Annotated in this window: 21 protein-coding genes, 1 tRNA gene and 2 pseudogenes; 16 read left to right on the top strand and 8 right to left on the bottom strand. The window is 71.1% G+C overall.

Annotated features, from left to right (window positions below; genetic code table 11):
- Positions 1–13: 13 nt before the first annotated feature.
- Positions 14–1,009 (bottom strand): biotin synthase BioB, encoded by a 996-nt coding sequence (bioB, locus tag ACYQ0U_RS14490; RefSeq protein ID WP_459974067.1) that lies wholly within the window; start codon positions 1,007–1,009, stop codon positions 14–16.
- A 44-nt stretch (positions 1,010–1,053) separates the two neighbouring features.
- Between bioB and ACYQ0U_RS14485 the strand changes: the two are divergent.
- The 3 genes and pseudogenes from ACYQ0U_RS14485 to ACYQ0U_RS14475 all read left to right on the top strand — a co-directional run.
- Positions 1,054–1,251 (top strand): annotated as a pseudogene (locus tag ACYQ0U_RS14485) (TetR/AcrR family transcriptional regulator); the annotation flags it as partial.
- A 258-nt stretch (positions 1,252–1,509) separates the two neighbouring features.
- Positions 1,510–1,686 (top strand): hypothetical protein, encoded by a 177-nt coding sequence (locus tag ACYQ0U_RS14480; RefSeq protein WP_459974229.1) that lies wholly within the window; start codon positions 1,510–1,512, stop codon positions 1,684–1,686.
- 68 nt (positions 1,687–1,754) lie between these two features.
- Positions 1,755–1,895, top strand: a complete 141-nt coding sequence (locus ACYQ0U_RS14475; protein ID WP_459974065.1) for a hypothetical protein — start codon at positions 1,755–1,757, stop codon at positions 1,893–1,895.
- Between the two features lie 29 nt (positions 1,896–1,924).
- On the opposite strand, the gene ACYQ0U_RS14470 is transcribed toward ACYQ0U_RS14475, so the two are convergent.
- A complete protein-coding gene (locus ACYQ0U_RS14470; RefSeq protein ID WP_459974063.1) occupies positions 1,925–2,206 on the bottom strand; it encodes a hypothetical protein in 282 nt (93 codons plus the stop codon).
- A gap of 355 nt (positions 2,207–2,561) precedes the next feature.
- Between ACYQ0U_RS14470 and ACYQ0U_RS14465 the strand changes: the two are divergent.
- Positions 2,562–3,046, top strand: a pseudogene (locus ACYQ0U_RS14465) (IS21 family transposase); the annotation flags it as partial.
- On the opposite strand, the gene ACYQ0U_RS14460 reads toward ACYQ0U_RS14465, so the two are convergent.
- Positions 3,010–3,366, bottom strand: a complete 357-nt coding sequence (locus ACYQ0U_RS14460; RefSeq protein ID WP_459974221.1) for a LysR substrate-binding domain-containing protein — start codon at positions 3,364–3,366, stop codon at positions 3,010–3,012. The pseudogene ACYQ0U_RS14465 and the gene ACYQ0U_RS14460 overlap by 37 nt on opposite strands.
- Between ACYQ0U_RS14460 and ACYQ0U_RS14455 the strand changes: the two genes are divergently transcribed.
- A complete protein-coding gene (locus ACYQ0U_RS14455; protein WP_459974061.1) occupies positions 3,347–4,063 on the top strand; it encodes a putative sulfate exporter family transporter in 717 nt (238 codons plus the stop codon). The two genes, ACYQ0U_RS14460 and ACYQ0U_RS14455, sit on opposite strands and share 20 nt — an antisense overlap.
- On the opposite strand, the gene ACYQ0U_RS14450 is transcribed toward ACYQ0U_RS14455, so the two are convergent.
- Positions 3,993–4,208, bottom strand: coding sequence for a PIG-L deacetylase family protein (locus tag ACYQ0U_RS14450; RefSeq protein WP_459974059.1), 216 nt, complete (start codon positions 4,206–4,208; stop codon positions 3,993–3,995). The genes ACYQ0U_RS14455 and ACYQ0U_RS14450 overlap by 71 nt on opposite strands.
- A 26-nt stretch (positions 4,209–4,234) precedes the next feature.
- Between ACYQ0U_RS14450 and ACYQ0U_RS14445 the strand changes: the two genes are divergently transcribed.
- The 8 genes from ACYQ0U_RS14445 (at position 4,235) to ACYQ0U_RS14410 (ending at position 9,296) form a co-directional block, all read left to right on the top strand.
- Entirely contained in the window at positions 4,235–5,194 is a 960-nt protein-coding gene (locus ACYQ0U_RS14445) for a phosphotransferase (RefSeq protein ID WP_459974057.1), read from the top strand.
- Positions 5,195–5,222: 28 nt separating this feature from the next.
- A complete protein-coding gene (locus tag ACYQ0U_RS14440; RefSeq protein WP_459974056.1) occupies positions 5,223–5,594 on the top strand; it encodes a hypothetical protein in 372 nt (123 codons plus the stop codon).
- Complete coding sequence (locus ACYQ0U_RS14435; protein WP_459974054.1) at positions 5,587–6,414, top strand: DUF72 domain-containing protein; 828 nt, start codon at positions 5,587–5,589, stop codon at positions 6,412–6,414. The genes ACYQ0U_RS14440 and ACYQ0U_RS14435 overlap by 8 nt, the downstream gene beginning before the upstream one ends.
- Before the next feature lie 106 nt (positions 6,415–6,520).
- On the top strand, positions 6,521–7,009 hold the full coding sequence (locus tag ACYQ0U_RS14430) for a Dps family protein (protein ID WP_459974051.1): 489 nt from the start codon (positions 6,521–6,523) through the stop codon (positions 7,007–7,009).
- A gap of 66 nt (positions 7,010–7,075) precedes the next feature.
- Positions 7,076–7,438, top strand: coding sequence for an SIP domain-containing protein (locus ACYQ0U_RS14425; protein ID WP_459974048.1), 363 nt, complete (start codon positions 7,076–7,078; stop codon positions 7,436–7,438).
- A gap of 411 nt (positions 7,439–7,849) precedes the next feature.
- Entirely contained in the window at positions 7,850–8,239 is a 390-nt protein-coding gene (locus ACYQ0U_RS14420; protein ID WP_459974046.1) for a DUF6650 family protein, read from the top strand.
- Positions 8,209–8,355 carry a DUF6650 family protein gene (locus ACYQ0U_RS14415; protein ID WP_459974044.1) on the top strand — a complete coding sequence of 49 codons (147 nt, stop codon included), beginning with the start codon at positions 8,209–8,211 and terminating at the stop codon, positions 8,353–8,355. Before ACYQ0U_RS14420 ends, ACYQ0U_RS14415 begins: the two co-directional genes overlap by 31 nt.
- Complete coding sequence (locus ACYQ0U_RS14410) at positions 8,355–9,296, top strand: hypothetical protein (RefSeq protein WP_459974042.1); 942 nt, start codon at positions 8,355–8,357, stop codon at positions 9,294–9,296. Before ACYQ0U_RS14415 ends, ACYQ0U_RS14410 begins: the two co-directional genes overlap by 1 nt.
- A gap of 3 nt (positions 9,297–9,299) precedes the next feature.
- On the opposite strand, the gene ACYQ0U_RS14405 is transcribed toward ACYQ0U_RS14410, so the two are convergent.
- A tRNA-Ile gene (locus ACYQ0U_RS14405) sits at positions 9,300–9,372 on the bottom strand.
- A 208-nt stretch (positions 9,373–9,580) separates the two neighbouring features.
- On the opposite strand from ACYQ0U_RS14405, the gene ACYQ0U_RS14400 reads away from it, so the two are divergent.
- A complete protein-coding gene (locus ACYQ0U_RS14400; RefSeq protein WP_459974040.1) occupies positions 9,581–9,745 on the top strand; it encodes a hypothetical protein in 165 nt (54 codons plus the stop codon).
- 11 nt (positions 9,746–9,756) lie between these two features.
- On the opposite strand, the gene ACYQ0U_RS14395 is transcribed toward ACYQ0U_RS14400, so the two are convergent.
- Genes ACYQ0U_RS14395 through ACYQ0U_RS14385 form a run of 3 tightly spaced genes read right to left on the bottom strand, consistent with a single transcriptional unit; the run spans position 9,757 to position 14,626 of the window.
- On the bottom strand, positions 9,757–9,966 hold the full coding sequence (locus tag ACYQ0U_RS14395) for a hypothetical protein (protein ID WP_459974038.1): 210 nt from the start codon (positions 9,964–9,966) through the stop codon (positions 9,757–9,759).
- A gap of 17 nt (positions 9,967–9,983) precedes the next feature.
- On the bottom strand, positions 9,984–13,205 hold the full coding sequence (locus ACYQ0U_RS14390; protein WP_459974036.1) for a response regulator: 3,222 nt from the start codon (positions 13,203–13,205) through the stop codon (positions 9,984–9,986).
- A gap of 26 nt (positions 13,206–13,231) precedes the next feature.
- Complete coding sequence (locus ACYQ0U_RS14385; RefSeq protein ID WP_459974034.1) at positions 13,232–14,626, bottom strand: serine/threonine-protein kinase; 1,395 nt, start codon at positions 14,624–14,626, stop codon at positions 13,232–13,234.
- A 45-nt stretch (positions 14,627–14,671) separates the two neighbouring features.
- Between ACYQ0U_RS14385 and tyrS the strand changes: the two genes are divergently transcribed.
- Both tyrS and ACYQ0U_RS14375 read left to right on the top strand, forming a co-directional pair.
- Positions 14,672–15,985 (top strand): tyrosine--tRNA ligase, encoded by a 1,314-nt coding sequence (gene tyrS, locus ACYQ0U_RS14380; protein ID WP_459974031.1) that lies wholly within the window; start codon positions 14,672–14,674, stop codon positions 15,983–15,985.
- Positions 15,986–17,020, top strand: a complete 1,035-nt coding sequence (locus ACYQ0U_RS14375; RefSeq protein ID WP_459974029.1) for an alpha-hydroxy acid oxidase — start codon at positions 15,986–15,988, stop codon at positions 17,018–17,020.
- Positions 17,021–17,306: the final 286 nt, after the last annotated feature.

Raw genomic sequence — 17,306 nt, 5'->3', positions numbered from 1 at the left:
TCCGCCGGGGCCGTCACAGGGTCTTCTGCAATTCCCGCACCGGCATCTTCAGCTCGTGCAGCAGCTCCAGGTCGTCCTCGGGGGTGCGGCCCAGGGTGGTGAGGTAGTTGCCGACGATCACCGCGTTGATGCCGCCGAGCAGCCCGTCGCGGGTGCCGAGGTCGCCCAGGGTGAGCTCACGCCCCCCGGCGTACCGGAGGATCGTCCGTGGCATCGCCAGCCGGAACGCCGCGATGGTGCGCAACGCGTCCCGGCCGTCCATCACCTCCAGCTCGCCGAACGGCGTGCCAGGCCGCGGGTTGAGGAAGTTCAACGGCACCTCATGCGGGTCCAGCTCCGCGAGCTGCGCGGCCAGCTCCGCGCGCTGCTCCAGGGTCTCCCCCATGCCCACCAGGCCGCCGCAGCACAGCTCCATCCCGGAGGCCTTCACCATCACGCAGGTCTCCCAGCGCTCCTCGTAGGAGTGGGTGGTCACCACTTCGCCGAAGTAGGACCGGGCCGCCTCCAAGTTGTGGTTGTACCGGTGGACGCCCATCTCCCTGAGCTCGTCGACCTGCTCCTGAGTGAGCATCCCCAGCGAGCACGCGATGTTGATGTCCACCTCGGCGGTGATCGCCTCGATCCCGGCCCGCACCTGCTTCATCAGCCGCTCGTCGGGGCCCCGGACCGCCGCCACGATGCAGAACTCCGTCGCGCCGGTCTTCGCGGTCTCCTTCGCCGCCTCCACCAGCTCGGGGATGTCCAGCCACACCGACCGCACCGGCGACGTGAACTGGCCCGACTGGGAACAGAAGTGGCAGTCCTCGGGGCAGCCACCCGTCTTTAGCGAGATGATCCCCTCGACCTCGACCTCCTCGCCGCACCACCGCACCCGCACCCGGTGAGCCAGGGCGAGGAGCTCCTCCACGGACTCGTCGGGGAGCCGCAGCACCTCGACGAGCTGCTTCTCGCTGAGCCCGTGCCCGGCCTCATGCACCTGAGTGCGGGCGACGTCCAGAACACTGCTCAAGGGGCGACCTCCGTCTCATAACCTGAACGCCGTTCAGGTGAACGATGTTCAGGTTAGGAGTGGGCTGTGGTCCCGTCAAGAGCCCGAGGCGGCATGGGGCACGCGAAGCAGACCTCCTCGAGACCGCCCTCGCGATCCTCGACGCGCAGGGCCTGCCGGGCATCACGATGCGCCGCCTCGCCGCGCCGCTCGGCGTGCAACAGAGCGCGCTGTACTGCCACCTCGCGAGCAAGCAACTCCTACTTGCCGCGATGGCGGAGAAAATCCTGCGCCGTGGACCCGAGCCCTCGGCCAGCGCCGACTGGGACACCGTGGTCTCCGCGCGCGGAGGCGCTGCGCGACACCCCGCGCGCCTACCGCGACGGCGCCGAGCTGGTGTCGACGGTGTACGCCTTCGGCCTCGGTGCCGAGGAGCCGCACCGCCATCTCGCCGAGGCGTTCACCTCCGCCCGCGGGACCAAGGCCGAGGCCCAGGCGGCGGCCACGGCAACTGGCAGTTCGTGCTGGGCTTCACCTTCGGCGAGTCGCAGCATCTTCACGCCAGCAGCCCCGGAGGGATCGACGGACTGCTCGTCGCGGATCCCTCGACTGGCAGGACCGATGAGCCGGACCCTTTCGCGGCCGGCATCGCGCTGATCCTGGACGGTATCCGCGCGCGCTTGGCACGAACGCTGTGACGCAGACGCCCTTTGCGCCGCTTCAGGCTAAAGGTGGCGCCCTCTCGTGCGGACGCCGAATGCGTCTGGTGCGCAACGCCCAGGAGGCCGAGGTGGCGTCGCCCTTCTTCGATGACGTACTCGCTGGCGCATCAGGTGTCGCCGACGCGGGTGAAGGCGTCGAGGTTGCGCTGGTCGGTGTCGGGGAGGGTGTGGAGGAGGCGGCATAGCGGCGCGCTGTCGATGAGAGGGCGAAGATTCATTGCCGCGCGGTCTCTCGACGACATCGAGGCGTGGCGTCGAGCGCCCACTGCCCATCCAAGAGAGGGCAGCGGTGGACCGCGATGATCACGTCTGATCCTGGATTGAGATGCACCGGCTTGCGCAGGTCTGGGTGGGCTCGCTCGGAAGCCCGGGTCGAGCCGCCGCGCGGGTCCTCAGGCGGAGGACCATCGGCCAGATCGATCGCCCAGGTGACCTGCTCCGCGATGGCCAAGGCGTCGTCGATCGCGGCGCCAAGCTCGACCTCGTCGTTGGCCACCCGCCGCGACATCAGGCGCCAGCCCTCCTGGTCGATCCACCAAGATGGTGATGTCCCCTGCCCGCGTCGATTCCCGCCCACGCCTGCTCGACCTGGTTCATGCACTCCCTTTCGCTCGACTGATTGTGGTCGCCGTCGACGTGCTCGCCGTCCGTTCCCTACACAGCGTCGATGTCGCAGATCTCAATTAACGGGTCAAGACGTCGCGGCTGAAAGCCATGCCAGACGCCCCCGGCCGCCCGGACACTTCGACAGCCCGGACGAGCAAGAAGGTAGGGAAAACCGACCCGAAGACAACAGTTGAAAGCTGACAGCTCCGACACGCTGACCTCAGCCGAGGTCAGGGAGGAAGTGGATGTTGTCTGTGGAGGACTGGCCTGAGATCCGATGCCTGCACTACGCCGAGGGGATGCCGATCACGGTGATCGCTCGCGCGATGCGGTGTTCGAAGAACTGTGAAGGCGGCGGTCCGCAGCGAAGCCGTACCGAAGTACGAGCGGCCATCGCGGGGGTCGGTGGTCGATGAGGTGGAGCCGCGTATCCGGGAGTTGTTGCAGGCGTGGCCGACGATGCCGGCGACGGTGATTGCGGAGCGGATCGGCTGGGCGTACTCGATCCGGAGGTGCGGGACCGGGTAGCCGAGCTGCAGCCGATCTACCTCCGCCGGGCCCGGCTTCGCGCACCGCCTATGAGCCCGGCGGGGTTGGCCAGTGCGACCTGTGGTTCCCCAACGTGACGATCCCGGTCGGCTTTGGTCAGCGCCGCACCGCGGCGTAGCTGCCGGTGCTGACCATGGTCTCGGGCTATTCCCGTTGGCTGGCGGCGCGGCTGCTGCCGTCCGGCCGTGGCTTGCGTCCGGACGCAAGCCGCACCAGGTCGGATGGAGGGCCGGCCAAACGGGATCGGGCCGGCCAGACGGCGCGCAGCCAGCGGGTGAGGTCCAAGTCCTCGACGGGTATGGTGACCAGTGATCCGCTGGCGAGCTCAGAGGCGACGGCGAGGTTGCTGAGGACGGCCGGTGCGCCGCCGGTCGCGGCGGCCGCCTTGACCGCAGCCGTGCTGGCCAGGTCGAGGTGAGACTCGGAGCGGGCTGGCGACGCCCAACCTGGGACCGTGATTGCTCCCTCTCCCCAGGCTCCCGTGCCCGCGCCGACAGACACGGGTTCCGGCGGGATCGCGTCCGGCCTGGCCGTGGCCGCGATCGGGGGCGTCCTCGCGATCCTGCTGCACGCCGCGCTTCCGCTGGTGAGTGCCCTGCTCATCGCGATCGTGCTCGGCGTCGTGTTCGCCACCATAGTAGGTCCACGCACGTCGTTCACGCCCGGGCTGGCCGTCGCCTCTCGAGGCGTGCTGCGCATCGGCGTCGCGCTGTTGGGTTTTCAGCTCGTCGTGGGGCAGGTGCTGGGCCTGGGCTGGCCAGTGCTGGTGATCGTCGTGCTCATCGTCGTCGGCGGCATCGCCGCGATTGTCGCGATCGGCTCGATCCTGGGTGTCCCGACCGAGCGGCGCCTGCTGATCGCATGCGGCTTCTCGATCTGCGGTGCTGCGGCGGTCGCGGCTGCCGACGGTGTGACAGACTCCGACGAGGAGGACGTCGCGATCGCACTCGCTCTTGTGGTGGCGTTCGGCAGCGTGCTGCCCGTGCCCGGCTGGCTGCGCCTCGGGGTAGCCGAGGTTCAGGGCTTCGCGCTCGCGACCGCAATGTTCGCGCTCGGCTGTGGCATCGACATCCGATCCATGCGGCGGCTGCGATCGACGGAACTGCTGCTCGGCGTGCTGTCGTCGGTCAGCCGGCCTCCCGTACCCGGCGGCACTCTTCGGGGTCGAGCGCGTCGATCCCGGCCTCGCCGCTGGTGACCATGCAGTAGACGACCTGCTTGCCCTGGCCGGTCCACCGCGCGATCGCCGCGGCGGCGCCGAACTCCAGGTCGTCGGGGTGCGCCACCACGCACAGCGCCCGTTCCCAGTCCTCCGGCAGCGGTTCCAGCGTCTTGGGCTCCATGCCGACGAGCATGGCAGGGTGCCGCCATGGTCGGGTACGCCGAAGTGGGAGAGATCCAGCCGTCGGCGAGTGAGCGGTGGCAGGGTCTCGCCTTCCGCGAGGAGCTCCGCCGCTGGGTCGCGGGCGTCGTGGGGGAGCCCACCTCGCTCGAGCCGGTCAAGGTCCGACCGTGGGCCACGGTCTGGCGCGCGGAGACCGAGACGGGCGTCCTCTATGCCAAGCAGAACTGCGCCGGCCAGGCGTTCGAGGCCGCGCTCGTCGTGGCCCTGAACGACCTCGCCGCCCGCCACGTCGTCCCGCTCGCCGGCGTCGACCTCGGCCGCGGGCTGTTCCTGACCCCAGACCAGGGCGAGCCGCTCGGCGACGGCACGGTCGAGGACTGGTGCCGCGTGGTCGCGGCCGGAGCGCAGCTCCAGTTCGAGGTCTCGCGGTACGCCGACCACCTGGTCGACGCCGGCCTCACCGTGCTCGCCCCGGCCGACTGCCCGGCCTACACCGCGCGGCGGCTCGGCGAGCTCACGCTCCCGGCGCCCCCGCCGGCGACCCTCGACGACGTCGAGCGCTGGGCCGACCGGGTCGGCGCGCTCGGGCTGCCGCTCACCCTGTGCCACAACGACCTGCACGGGCGGAACGTCTTCGACCGCGACGGCGAGCTGCGCTTCTTCGACTTCGCCGACGCCCTGGTCACCGAGCCGCTCGCCGCGCTGCTCGTCCCGCTCAACGTGCTGATGCACCAGCTCGGCTGCGCGCCCGACGACCCGCGGCTGCGCCGGGTGGCCGACGCCGCGCTCGAGGTGTGGACCGAGCACGCGCCGCTGGCCGAGCTGCGCGGCGTACTGCCGGCGGCGCTGCAGCTGGCCCGGCTGGCCCGGGTCGAGTCCTGGATCCGCTGCACCGCCCCGATGACCACGGCCGAGCGCGCGGAGTGGGGTGGTGCCCCCGAGGCGTGGCTGGCGACGCTGGGGGAGCCGCCGCCCGGCGCGTGAGGTCGGACCCGCTCGGGTACGGCGGGACATGAGCTACCCCCTGAGCCGGTTCCTGTCCTCGGCGACCGCCGCCTACGGCGGCTACGCCCTCGCCCAGCCCGCCCACCTCTGGCAGGCGCTGAAGGCCGACCGCAAGGACCGCGAGGGGCTCGAGCTGCTGGCCCGGACCTACGGCGTGCGCGACCTCGCCATCGGAGGTCTGGCGCTGTTCGGGCGGCGACCGGGCACGGTGCGGGCGGCGATGCTGCTGCGGATCGCGATGGACCTGGGGGACTGCGCGCTGCTGACCACGCAGACCGACGACGCGGACGTCCGGAAGAAGATCGCCGCGATCACCCTGGGCTGGGCCGGCCTGAACGCGCTGGCCCTGGTGGTGGACAGCCGCCGGGCCGGTGGGTGACGTCCGGGTCGGCATCTCCGGCTGGACCTACGCGGGCTGGCGCGGGGACTTCTACCCGCGCGGGCTCCCGCACCGCAAGGAGCTCGCCTACGCCGCCGAGCGGCTGGGCAGCGTCGAGATCAACGGGTCGTTCTACTCGCTCCAGCGGCCCTCGTCGTACCGCTCCTGGCGCGAGCAGGTGCCCGACGACTTCTGCTTCGCGGTCAAGGGCGGCCGGTTCGTCACGCACCTGAAGCGGCTGCGCGACGTCGAGACCCCGCTGGCCAACTTCTTCGCCTCCGGCGTGCTCGAGCTCGGGCCCACCCTCGGTCCGTTCCTGTGGCAGCTCCCCGAGCGGCTGGAGTACGACGCCGCGCTGCTCGCCGACTTCTTCGCGCTGCTGCCGCGGACGGTCGGCGAGGTCGCCGCGCTCGCCCGGCGGCACGACGCCAAGGTGCCCGACGAGCGAGCCTCGACCCGCGCCCCGCGCGGGCTGGCGGGGGAGCGGGTCCGGCACGCGCTGGAGTTCCGCAGCTCGACGTACTGCACCGACGAGGCGTTCGCCCTCCTGTGCGAGCACGACGTCGCGTGCGTGGTCGCCGACAGCGCGGGCCGCTGGCCGATGGCCGAGGCGGTCACCAGCGACCTGGTCTACGTCCGCCTGCACGGCGACACCGAGCTCTACACCAGCGGCTACTCCGACGCCGCCCTCGACCGATGGGCCGAGAAGTGCCGCGGCTGGGCCGAGCAGGCCGACGTGGTCGTGTACTTCGACAACGACGCCAAGGGGTTCGCCCCGCACGACGCGGTGCGTCTCCAGGAGCGGCTCGCAGGGGGTTAGGGCAGCCTCGGCTTCGTTGCGCGACGGCAGCCGGCGCGCCAGAATCGGTACTGAACTTGAATCATTCAAGTTGTCCTGTCCTGACTTCACGATCGAGGAGATGTTCATGACCCCGACGACCCGCCCGACCTCCGACCTCGCCACGACGCCCGAGATCGCCGCGGCCGCCGCCCAGTTCCTGACGCCGGTCGTGCTCGACATGGAGGCCCTGGTCGTCAACGGCAAGCAGGCGCACTGGCACGTACGCGGCGGGAGCTTCGTCGGCGTCCACGAGTTGCTCGACGACGTGGTCGACCACGCCCAGGAGTTCGCCGACACCGCCGCCGAGCGCGTGGTCGCACTCGGCCTCCCGCTGGACTCGCGCCTGAAGACCGTGGCCGCGAAGAGCACCCTCCCGGAGCTGCCCGACGGCTTCCAGCAGTGGCCCGACACGGTCGCCGCCGTCGTCGCCCAGATCGACGCCGCCCTGGTCACGGTGCGCGCTGCGGTCGCCGGCCTCGACGACATCGACCTGAGCAGCCAGGACGTCGCGATCGAGATCGAGCGCGGCCTGACCAAGGACCGCTGGCTGCTCCAGGCGCACATCGCGGGCTGAGTCCGCGGCGCGTGCCGGCGGGCGGGACCTCTAGCGATTAGGTAAGGCTTCCCTTACACTCGCCCCATGAGGTCCCGCCGCCGCACCGGCCCACTCGCCCACGTCCTGGTCGCCGGTGACGTGTCCGAGCTCGGTGCCGTCCGCGCCCTGCTCGCCCTGCTCCCGGACGACGCCTACGGCCTGGTCGTCCTCGAGGCCGAGGCCGGCGCGGCGCCGCCGGACCTGCCTCGCCCCGCCCGGATCGCGCTGACGGTCCTCGGCCGCGACGGCGCCGAGCGGCCCGGCGTACGCCTGAGCGCGGCGGCCGCCGCGTGGGCCGAGGAGTGGGTCGTCGACGAGCACGACCCCGACCGCGACGTCTCCGTATGGGTCGGCGCCACCGTCACGTGGGACGCCGCGCCCGTGCAGGGCCAGCTCGAGCGCCTCTGAGCGCCGGCGGCTAGGCTCGCCCCCGCCCCGGGGCGGTAGCTCAGTCGGTCAGAGCAGAGGACTCATAATCGCCCGGACCTGGCCCGTTTCAGGCGTGAATCGGTCCGTTTCGGCCTTTCGGCGCTGCTCCGGCGCTGTTGCACGCAGCGCGGGCCACGGCAGGCCACGACGTGCCACTACCGCCGCACGACGGACGCGCGACCCGGCGCGGGTCCTCCGGGAGACGACGCTTCCGTCCGCGCTTCGGACCGACTCCGGAGCCGCGAGAGGCCGTGACACGCGCTGCAAGGCCGCTGTCACGTGTCTGGTCCCCTCGGAGGCCCGATCCCGGCTCTCCACGCCTCATCGAGTCGGAGAAGGTCGCACGCAGAATCGGCCCCGCGCGTCGGCGGGCCGTGGGACTGTGGCCGCGTGAAGTTCTCCGAGATGGCCACCAGGCTCAACGGTGTCAGCATCCCGTTCTTTGGCGTGTCGTGGCAGCCGCCGAGGTCCGATGTTGCAGCGGCCCGAGAGGTCATCACGTTTCTTGAGGACAGGCGGGCGCTCTACAACCCGTACGAGGTCGAGGTCCCTGAGCACGTTGTTCGGTCCGTCATCGACATACGGCGGGAGATGATCCGTAGCCTCGCAGTCGGTGGACTGGCCGACGAGTTGACGGGATCACTCCGCTCGATCCGCGCGGCGTGCCGGAAGTTCATGGACAGCGTGGGCGTGACAGACGATGGCAAGGCAGGCTCCACCTGCCGCCAACGGCCTTCGGTGTCCACCACATGCATGACATCGGCTTCAACCAGTCGCTAGGAGAGTTGCGCGGCGTCGTCGGTGTCGAAGTCTTCAAGATCGCAGCCGCACACGGCCTCGACGTTGAGGACGGACTTGCCAACATCCTTCCGGTCGCGGACGAGGATGCGCTCTGATGCTCGACCTGCCGGAACACGAGGCACGTCGTATCAGCGACTACGTCAACACGCAGTCGCCCAAGGACGACCAAGCGGCCCTGGTTCAGAAGGTCGGATCACGGCGCGTCATGGGTCACGTCCACGAGACGTACGACGTCCACTGTGAGCAGTCGCGATGGTGGGTCATAACCGAGCCGACCAACCTCTACTCGCAGGACGACTTCCCCCAGGCTGAGCAGGCGTTGATCTTCCATCTTGGCCTCGGGCTGTTCCTCGCCGAGCGGAGTCGTGCCGAGTTGCCCGAGGGCGATGAGGAGCAGGTCTCAGGGGCGTGGCGTCGCTTCAAGCAGGCACTTGCCGACATGGACGACGCTGGCGAGTCCGAGGACTTCCAGGCTGTTGGGATCAAGTGCCGGGATGCCCTGCTGGCGACGGTCCGGGACCACATGGACGCGGATTGGGTTGGCGAGGTCGAGGACCGTCCCAAGGTCAGTGACTTCAAGGGCTGGGGTGGCATCTTCGCTGAGCGGTTGTCCGAGGGTCGCGTGCGGTCATACGTCAAGGCCCTCGTGGAGCGAACATGGGACCTGAGCGTCTGGCTCCAGCACAACAGCAACGCCGCTCCGGACGACGCCGAGTTGGTGCTGAACGCCACGGGCCATCTGCTCTCCACCCTGAGCCGACTGATCCACCGTCGCAACCACGGTGAGCCCGAGCGGTGCCCGCGTTGTGGATCCTACCGGCTCGACGACGACACGGACGTCGTTGAGGAGCCAGAGCCTGGCTACTCTGAATCGACCATCTGTGGCGCATGCGGGTGGCAATCCGATCAGGAGTTCACGAGCTTCGCGGACCGCTTCAAGGGCAAGGAGGAGGCAGTTCTCGACTACCTCACCAAGCCTGCTGGTGGCCCGTCCGACCGGCTCCACCGCAAGGATCGGCAAGGGGCCCAGGAGTGATCGTGGGGCGTGTCGGACTTGAACCGACGCGTGGGACATTATGAGTGTCCTGCTCTACCAACTGAGCTAACGCCCCAATGTTGCTCGCGGAAGACTACTGACTGTCGTCGCCGTCGCCCAATACATCTCGGATGATGCGGCGCTCCTCGTCCTCGCTGTGTCCAGAGACCTCAACTTCAAGTCCGTCTGCTCGCCTCATGAGAACGGCCCGGTGCTTGTTCCGGTACACGAGCGCGTAGATCGCAGAGGAGGCAGCACCACTCCCAACGGCCAGGATGACGTGCGTGGGGCTGATCCTGCTCGCGTGGAACGTGGTCCGGCTCCGGTCCACGACGGCCGCGGTCGTGATGAGCGTGGTGGCCGCCGTCATCCCGCCGGTCGCGGCGTTCGTCGGCAACCAGGGCGCGCTGGACGAGTACGCGCCCCCGACGCCGGACGAGGACCGCTGAGGCGACGCGCGTCACTCGCTCGGCTGCGGCACCTTCACGTCGCAGTCGACCTTGGGGTTCGCGCCCAGGTAGTTCAGCGGGCCGGCGAGGATCGTGAGCACGGTGTCGCCGGTGGACTTGCAGCTCACCTCGCGGTCGTCACCGAAGTAGCCGCGCTGCCACGCAGCGGCGGCCCCGATGACCAGCCAGAGGATGATGACGAGGCCGATGATGGACTTCATGCCGGTCTCTTACCCCCTCAGGAGGCCGAGTACGCCGCCTGGTAGGCCAGCAGCGCCGCACGGCCCTTCTCGAGCTCCTCGGCGAGGCGGGGGAGCAGGTCCGCCGCGCCCGCGGTGCTGCCGGTGTCGGCGACCAGCTCGATCTGCTGCGCGATCCGCCCGGCCGCCTCGACGCCCAGGTTGAGCGCTCCGCCGGCCAGCTTGTGCACGACCTGCTTCAGCGTCGCGGCGTCGCCCACGGCCGCGGCGGCGACGATGGTCTCGTAGGTCTCCGGGGTGTGGGCGACGAAGTTGCCGATGGCCCGGTCCAGGTAGGCGGTGTTGTCCGGGTCCAGGTCGCGCAGCTCGTCGAGACGCTCCAGCGCCAGCCCGGCCAGGAGCCCCTCACGATCCTCGGTCACGATCGGCACGCTACTCCGCCGCGCGACCTCGCCGTCACCCGACCACCGCTCCAGCGTGGCGGCGAGCGCGGCCGGGTCCACCGGCTTGGTGAGGAAGTCGTCCATGCCCGCCGCCAGGCAGCGCTCCCGCTCGCCCTCGACCGCCGCCGCGGTCATCGCGATGACCGGCACCCGCCGCCCCGGCTCCTCGGCCGCGCGGATGGCGCGCGTGGTCTCGTAGCCGTCGAGTCGTGGCATCTGCACGTCCATGAGCACCAGGTCGAAGTCGGCGCCGCGAAGCACCTCCAGCGCGGCCAGCCCGTCGTCGGCGGTCTCCGTGCGGTAGCCGAACGCCTCGAGCAGCCCCACTGCCACCAGCTGGTTGACCGGGTTGTCCTCGACGACCAGCACCCGGCGCCCCGGCCCGTCACCGGCCGGCAACTGCTCGCTCAGCTCCCGCGGCTCGACACCGGCGAGGTGGCGCAGCAGCGAACGCCGTAGGTCCCCGGCGAGCACCGGCTTGGTCAGGCACTCGGCGATCCGGGTGGCCTCCAGGTCGGCCGGGTCCGGGGCGGTGGCCGGGACGAGCATCAGCCGCAGGACCGGGTCGTACGCCGGCGTACGCGCCAGTGCGCGGGCCAGGTCGAGCCCGTCGCGCCCGGCCATCGACATGTCGAGCAGCACGGCCTCGAACGGGTCGCCGGCCGCCAGCGCGTCGGCCATCGCCGCCTCGGCGGCGTCCGCGTCGACGGCCTCGGCGGCCCGCAGCCGCCACCAGGCCAGCTGCTCCGCGAGGATCAGCCGCTGGTGGGCGTTGTCGGCGACCACGAGCACGCGGCGTCCGGCCAGCCAGCTGCGGGCGTACTCGTCGTCCGCGTCCACGCTCGGTCCCGAGGAGGCCCCGAACCGCGCGGTGAACCAGAAGACGCTGCCGCCGCCGGGGTTGGGCTCGAGGCCGATCTCGCCGCGGAGCGCCTCGACGATCTCCTTCGAGATCGCCAGGCCGAGGCCGGTGCCGCCGAAGCGCCGGGTCGTCGACGCGTCCGCCTGGGTGAAGGCCTCGAACAGCGTGTCCACGTCGACCTCGGGGACGCCGACGCCGGTGTCGGCGACCGACACCCGCAGCCGCGTGCCGCCGCCCGCGTCGGGCTCTGCGGTCGCGCGGATCACCACCTCGCCCTCAGCGGTGAACTTCAGCGCGTTCGCCCCCAGGTTCGTGAGCACCTGCGCCAGACGGGTCGGGTCGCCGGCCAGCACCTCGGGCACGTCGGGGTGGCAGGAGACCATCAGCTCGAGGCCCTTGGCGCGGGCGGACTCGCCGAGCACGCTCGCGACCTGCTCGAAGACCGGCCGGACCTCGAAGTCGAGCTGCTCGAGCTCGAGCTTCCCGGCCTCGATCTTGGAGAAGTCGAGCACGTCGTTGATCACGCTCAGCAGTGCCCGGCTCGCGACCTGGACGCCGGAGGCCAGCCGGAGCTGGTCGGCGTCGAGGTCGGAGCGCAGCAACAGGTCGTTGAGGCCGATCACGCCGTTGAGCGGTGTTCGGATCTCGTGGCTCATCGTCGCCAGGAACTCCGACTTCTGCCGCGACGCCGCGAGCGCACCGTCGCGCGCGTCGGCCAGCTCGCGCTGCACCCGCTCCCGCTCGGCGACCCGGCCCAGCTGGCCCGCCACCTGCTCGACCATCGACTCGATCAGCTCGAACCGGTAGAGCGGCGGCGCCGAGGTGATCGTGACGACGGCGACCACCTCGCCGGCGTACTCCACGACGAAGGCGATCGTCAGCCGGGCGTCGTCCCACACCGAGCGGCGCTCGCGGAACGCCCGCTCGGCCAGCGTCAGCTCCCTCGCCGTGGCCTCCGGCGTCGCGAGGTCGTCGGCGCGGTCCTCCTCGGTGATGTGGAGCAGCTCGAGTCCCGTGCGGTCCTCGTTCGGAAGGAACGCCCGGCCGCGCTCCCAGTCGTCGTGTAGCAGCACCAGGTGCCGCGCGTGGGCGAGCACCTCGACGAGCGTCGCGGCCTCGTTCGCGGTGCTCGCGACGGCCTGCAGCAGCGTGTTCTGTCGGAGCTGGTCCTCGAGCGCGATCTCGGCGAGCTGCGACTCGGTGACGTCCTGGTGCGTGCCGTACATGTGGGTCACCCGGCCGTCGTCGTCCAGGTGCGCGACCCCGCGCCCGCGGACCCACATCCAGGAATCGTCCGCCCGCTGGACCTGGGCGAGGAAGACGAAGCTCCCGCTGGTCTCGAGGGCTCCCCGGACCGCTGAGTCCACCGCGTCGCGGTCGTCCTCGTGCACGCGGGCCAGGAACTCGTCGAACGTGCCGGCCGCCATGTCCGCCGGCATCCGGAAGAGCTCGCGCAGCTCGTCGGAGGCCCAGATCTGGTCGGTCTCGAGGTCCCACTCCCAGCTACCGATCCGGGCGATCTGCTGGGCCTCGGCGAGCCGGGCCTGGCCGATCGTGAGCTCGTTGACCGCCTGCCGCCGCTCGCTGTAGTCCGACATCCGGTGCAGGACGCCGGCGACCTCGCCGTCCGGCCCGCGCAGGAAGGCCTCACTGAGTCTGACCCAGACCGCCGTACCGTCACGGCGCACGAACTTGCTCTCGACCTCGCCCGCGTTGACGACACCGGTCCGCAGGATGCGCAGGTGCTCGACGAACTGGGCCCGGCCGGGCTCGTCGAGGGTGTCGAAGACCGTGAGCCCGGCCATCCCCTCCTCGCCGCCGCCGAAGAGCGCGACGAGGGCGGGGTTCGCGTACAGGACCCGGCCGTCGAGGTCGAAGACCCAGATCGCGTCCGGGGACGCCTCGACGATCTCCCGGTACAGCGTCGCCAGCTCCATCTGACCTCCCGCACCCACGCCCCCACGATAGGCGGCGCGAGCCCTCAGCTCTCCGAGGCGATGAGGAACGCGCCGTCGGTGCCCTCGAGCGTCAGCGTCACCTGATCCTGGACCTCGGAGCCGTCGGTGCGCTGGTACTCGACCGCGTACGCGATCCGCATGCTCTCGGGGTCGGCCTCGGCGGAGAGCAGGTCGGCGGTGGAGAAGCCGCGCCAGAACCGCTGGTACTGCCCGAAGCCGCCGCTTGCCTGCTGGAACCCGGGGGTGAGCATCTCCCACGACGCCTTCTGGTCGGAGGTGACCGTCGCGAGGTACTCCTCCACGAAGTTCTCCATCCCGTCGGCCGTCACCTCCCGCGGGGTCTCGGTGTCCGAGCTCGGCGGCGGGCTCGACTGCCCGGTCGCCCGGGTGGGGGTGGGGTCGGCCTGCGGCGTCTCGGCGTCCCCACCGCCGGAGCCGAGTGCCCAGGCGACGACCGCGAGCACCACGATCGCGGCGACGGCCAGCGCGATCGCCACCGGGCCGCCGTTCGAGTGCCGCCGCTCGGGCACGGGACCGAGTGGGGCTGTCGGGGCCGGTGCGGGTGTCGGTGGGATCGGCGGCGGCGGTGGCGGCGGGGGCGGCACGGCGCGGAGGGTCTGGGTCCGCTCCGGTGCCGGGCTGCCGGCGAGGAAGTCGCGCACCTGCGCCATCGGCCAGCGCGCGGACGGCTCGGTGGTCATCGTGGACTCGAGCAGCGGCGTCAGCCAGCCGGCGTTCGTCAGGCGCGGCGGTTCCTCGTGGACGATCCGGTACATCGCCCCCAGCACGTTGCCGCTGACGTCGTACGGCGGCTCGCCGGCGAGGGTGTAGTACGCGGTCGCGCCGAGCGACCACACGTCGCTGGCGACGGTCGCCTGCTGGCCGGACGCGACCTCGGGCGAGAGGTACGCCGGCGAGCCCGTCACCAGCCCGGTCTGGGTCAGCGAGGCGTCGGCCTCCGCGCGGGCGATGCCGAAGTCGGACAGTTTCACCTGGCCGTCGGGGGCGACCAGGATGTTCGACGGCTTCACGTCGCGGTGCACGATGCCGGCGGCGTGCGCGGCCGCGAGGGCGTCCGCCGCCTGGCGCAGGATCGGCGCCGCCCGGTCGGGCGTCAGCGCACCGTCGCGCTGCACGAGCGCGGCGAGGGTCGCACCCTCGACGTACTCCATGACGAGCCACTGCTCGTCGGCCTCGAGGACGAGGTCGTAGACCGCGACGACGTGCGGGTGGTTGAGCCGTGCGGCCAGCCGGGCCTCACGCTCGGCTCGGGCGAGGTCCGGGGTGCTGCCGCCGGGCGCGAGCCCGAGGCGCTTGAGCGCGACGACGCGCCCGAGCACCTCGTCACGCCCGAGCCACACGGCGCCCATGCCGCCGCGTCCGATCTCGCGCTCGAGTTCATACCTGCCTGCGATCACTCCACGTCTCTTCCCACAATCCGGTGAGCCTATCCAGCGGGGCCCATGGCAGGCTGGTCCCGCACCTTGATCTTCGAAAGGCTCACCGTGACCGTCGACCCGACCCTCCTCGACGACCTCGAGTGGCGCGGCCTCCTCGCGCACTCGACGGACCTCGACGCCCTGCGCGAGGCGCTGGCCGAGGGCAGCGTCCGGTTCTACGTGGGCTTCGACCCGACCGCGCCGAGCCTGCACATGGGCAACCTGGTGCAGATCCTGACCGCGAAGCGGCTCCAGGACGCCGGCCACACGCCGTACGCCCTGGTCGGCGGCGCCACGGGCATGATCGGCGACCCCAAGGAGTCCGGCGAGCGCCAGCTCAACTCGCTCGACACCGTCAAGGAGTGGGTGGAGCGGGTCCGCCGGCAGATCGAGCCCTTCCTGTCCTTCGAGGGCGACAACGCCGCGACCATGGTCAACAACTACGACTGGACCGCGAGCCTGTCGACGATCGACTTCCTGCGCGACATCGGCAAGCACTTCCCGGTGAACCGGATGCTCGCCCGCGACGTCGTGAAGAGCCGGCTCGACGCGGGCATCAGCTACACCGAGTTCAGCTACGTGCTGCTCCAGTCGATGGACTTCCTCAACCTGTACCGCGACCACGGCGTCACGCTCCAGTTCGGTGGCTCCGACCAGTGGGGCAACCTCACCGGTGGGGTCGAGCTGATCCGTCGCTCGGACGGCGGCAAGGCGCACGCGTTCGCGACCCCGCTGATCACCAAGGCCGACGGCACGAAGTACGGCAAGACCGAGGGCGGCGCGCTGTGGCTGGACCCGGAGATGATGTCGCCGTACGCCTTCTACCAGTTCTGGCTCAACGTCGAGGACGAGAAGGTCGGCGAGCTGTTGCGGGTGTTCACGTTCTTCTCCCGTGAGGAGATCGAGGCACTCGAGACCGAGCACGCCGAGAAGCCGTTCCTCCGCGCCGCGCAGCGCGCCCTCGCCGAGCACGTGACGACGCTGGTCCACGGGGCCGAGGAGACCGACCGGATCAAGGAGGCCTCCTGGGCGCTGTTCGGCACCGGCGACCTGCGCGCGGTCGGATGGCGCACCCTCCACGCGGCGCTCTCGACCGCGCGGCCGCTGGTCACCGTGCCGGCCGACGACGTGCCGACGATCGTCGAGCTGCTCGTCGCGACCGAGCTCGTGAAGAGCAAGAGCGAGGCGCGGCGGGCCGTCGCCGAGGGCGGGGCCTACCTCAACAACGAGCGCGTCGAGGACCCTGAGTACGTCCCCGGCGACGCCGACCTGATCGAGGACCGACTGCTGGTGCTCCGCCGCGGCAAGAAGAACTTCGCCGGGGTCGAGGTCAGCTGAGTGACCGCGGAGGCGAGGTGGCTGGCTGGGCTCGAGGAGCGCGCCCGCGAGCAGCTCGCCCCCGCCGTCCTGGAGTACCTCCTCCAGGGTGCCCGCGACGGCATCACCTCCGGTGAGGCCGTCGACGCCTGGAGCGGGGTCCGCTTCCGCCCCCGGGTGCTGCACGACGTCACCCACGTCGACCCGGGGGTGACGCTCCTCGGACGCCGCTCCGAGCTGCCGTTCGGCGTCGCGCCCACGACGCTCCACCGCGCCGTGCACCCCGAGGGCGAGGTCGCGATGGCGCGGGCCACCGCCGAGGCCGGGGGAGTGCTCGTGGTCTCGAGCAACTCCGGCACGTCCTTCGACCGGATCGGTGAGACGGGCGTGCAGTGGTGGCTCCAGGTCTACCTGCCGGCCGACCGGACCCTCGCCGAGCCGTTGCTCGAAGCGGCGGTGGCGGGCGGCGCCCGCGCGGTCGTCCTCACCGTCGACACCCCGGTGGTCGGCACCAAGTACGCCAGCCCCGATGTCCCCGTCGTCTGGGAGACCGTCGACCCCGACCTGCTCCGCGTGAACTTCGCGCCGGGGTACGACGACCAGCCCGGCGCCGAGAAGGCGCTCGACCTCGGACCGCACGACATCGGCTGGCTGGCCGCCCGTACCGGTCTCCCGGTCGTGGTGAAGGGCGTGCTCCGCGCCGAGGACGCCGAGCGCAGCATCCAGGCGGGTGCGGCGGCGGTGTGGGTGTCGAACCACGGGGGCCGCCAGCTCGACCGTGCCGCCTCCACCGCCTCCTGCCTCGCCGACGTCGTCGCGGCGGTGGGGGACCGGACCCAGGTGTACGTCGACGGTGGGATCCGCACGGGCCTCGACGTCCTCGCCGCGCTCGCCCTGGGTGCCGACGCCGTGTTCCTCGGCCGGCTGCCCCTCCTCGCCCTGGTCGAGGGCGCGGCCGGCGTCTCGGCGCTCCACCGGGAGCTGCTCGAGCAGACCGTGGACGCGCTCCGGCTCGCCGGCTGCCGCGCCGTCCCGGACGCCCGACACCTGCTCTGACCTGCGCAAACGTCGCTGTGGTCGGGGTCACGTTTACTCGATTTGAACTCGTGCGCCGGGTCGCCTAATGTTCTCCGAGTCGCCAGGGAGCGGCGGGAGGCAAGACCGGTCTGGTCGGGCCTCCGGCCCCGAAGCGGCCACCCACTCACATCGATCACCGAGAAATCGGTGGTCTACCGGTGTGCGCGGGAGGCGGGAAAAATACCCGGATTTGCACCGGGGAATTCGAACCGCTAAGTTTTACGAGTCGCCCCGGAGGGGCCGCAGAAATGTGAAAACTCCGAGC

Source organism: Nocardioides pyridinolyticus (assembly GCF_054653575.1).
This window is presented reverse-complemented; position numbering and strand designations above follow the sequence as displayed.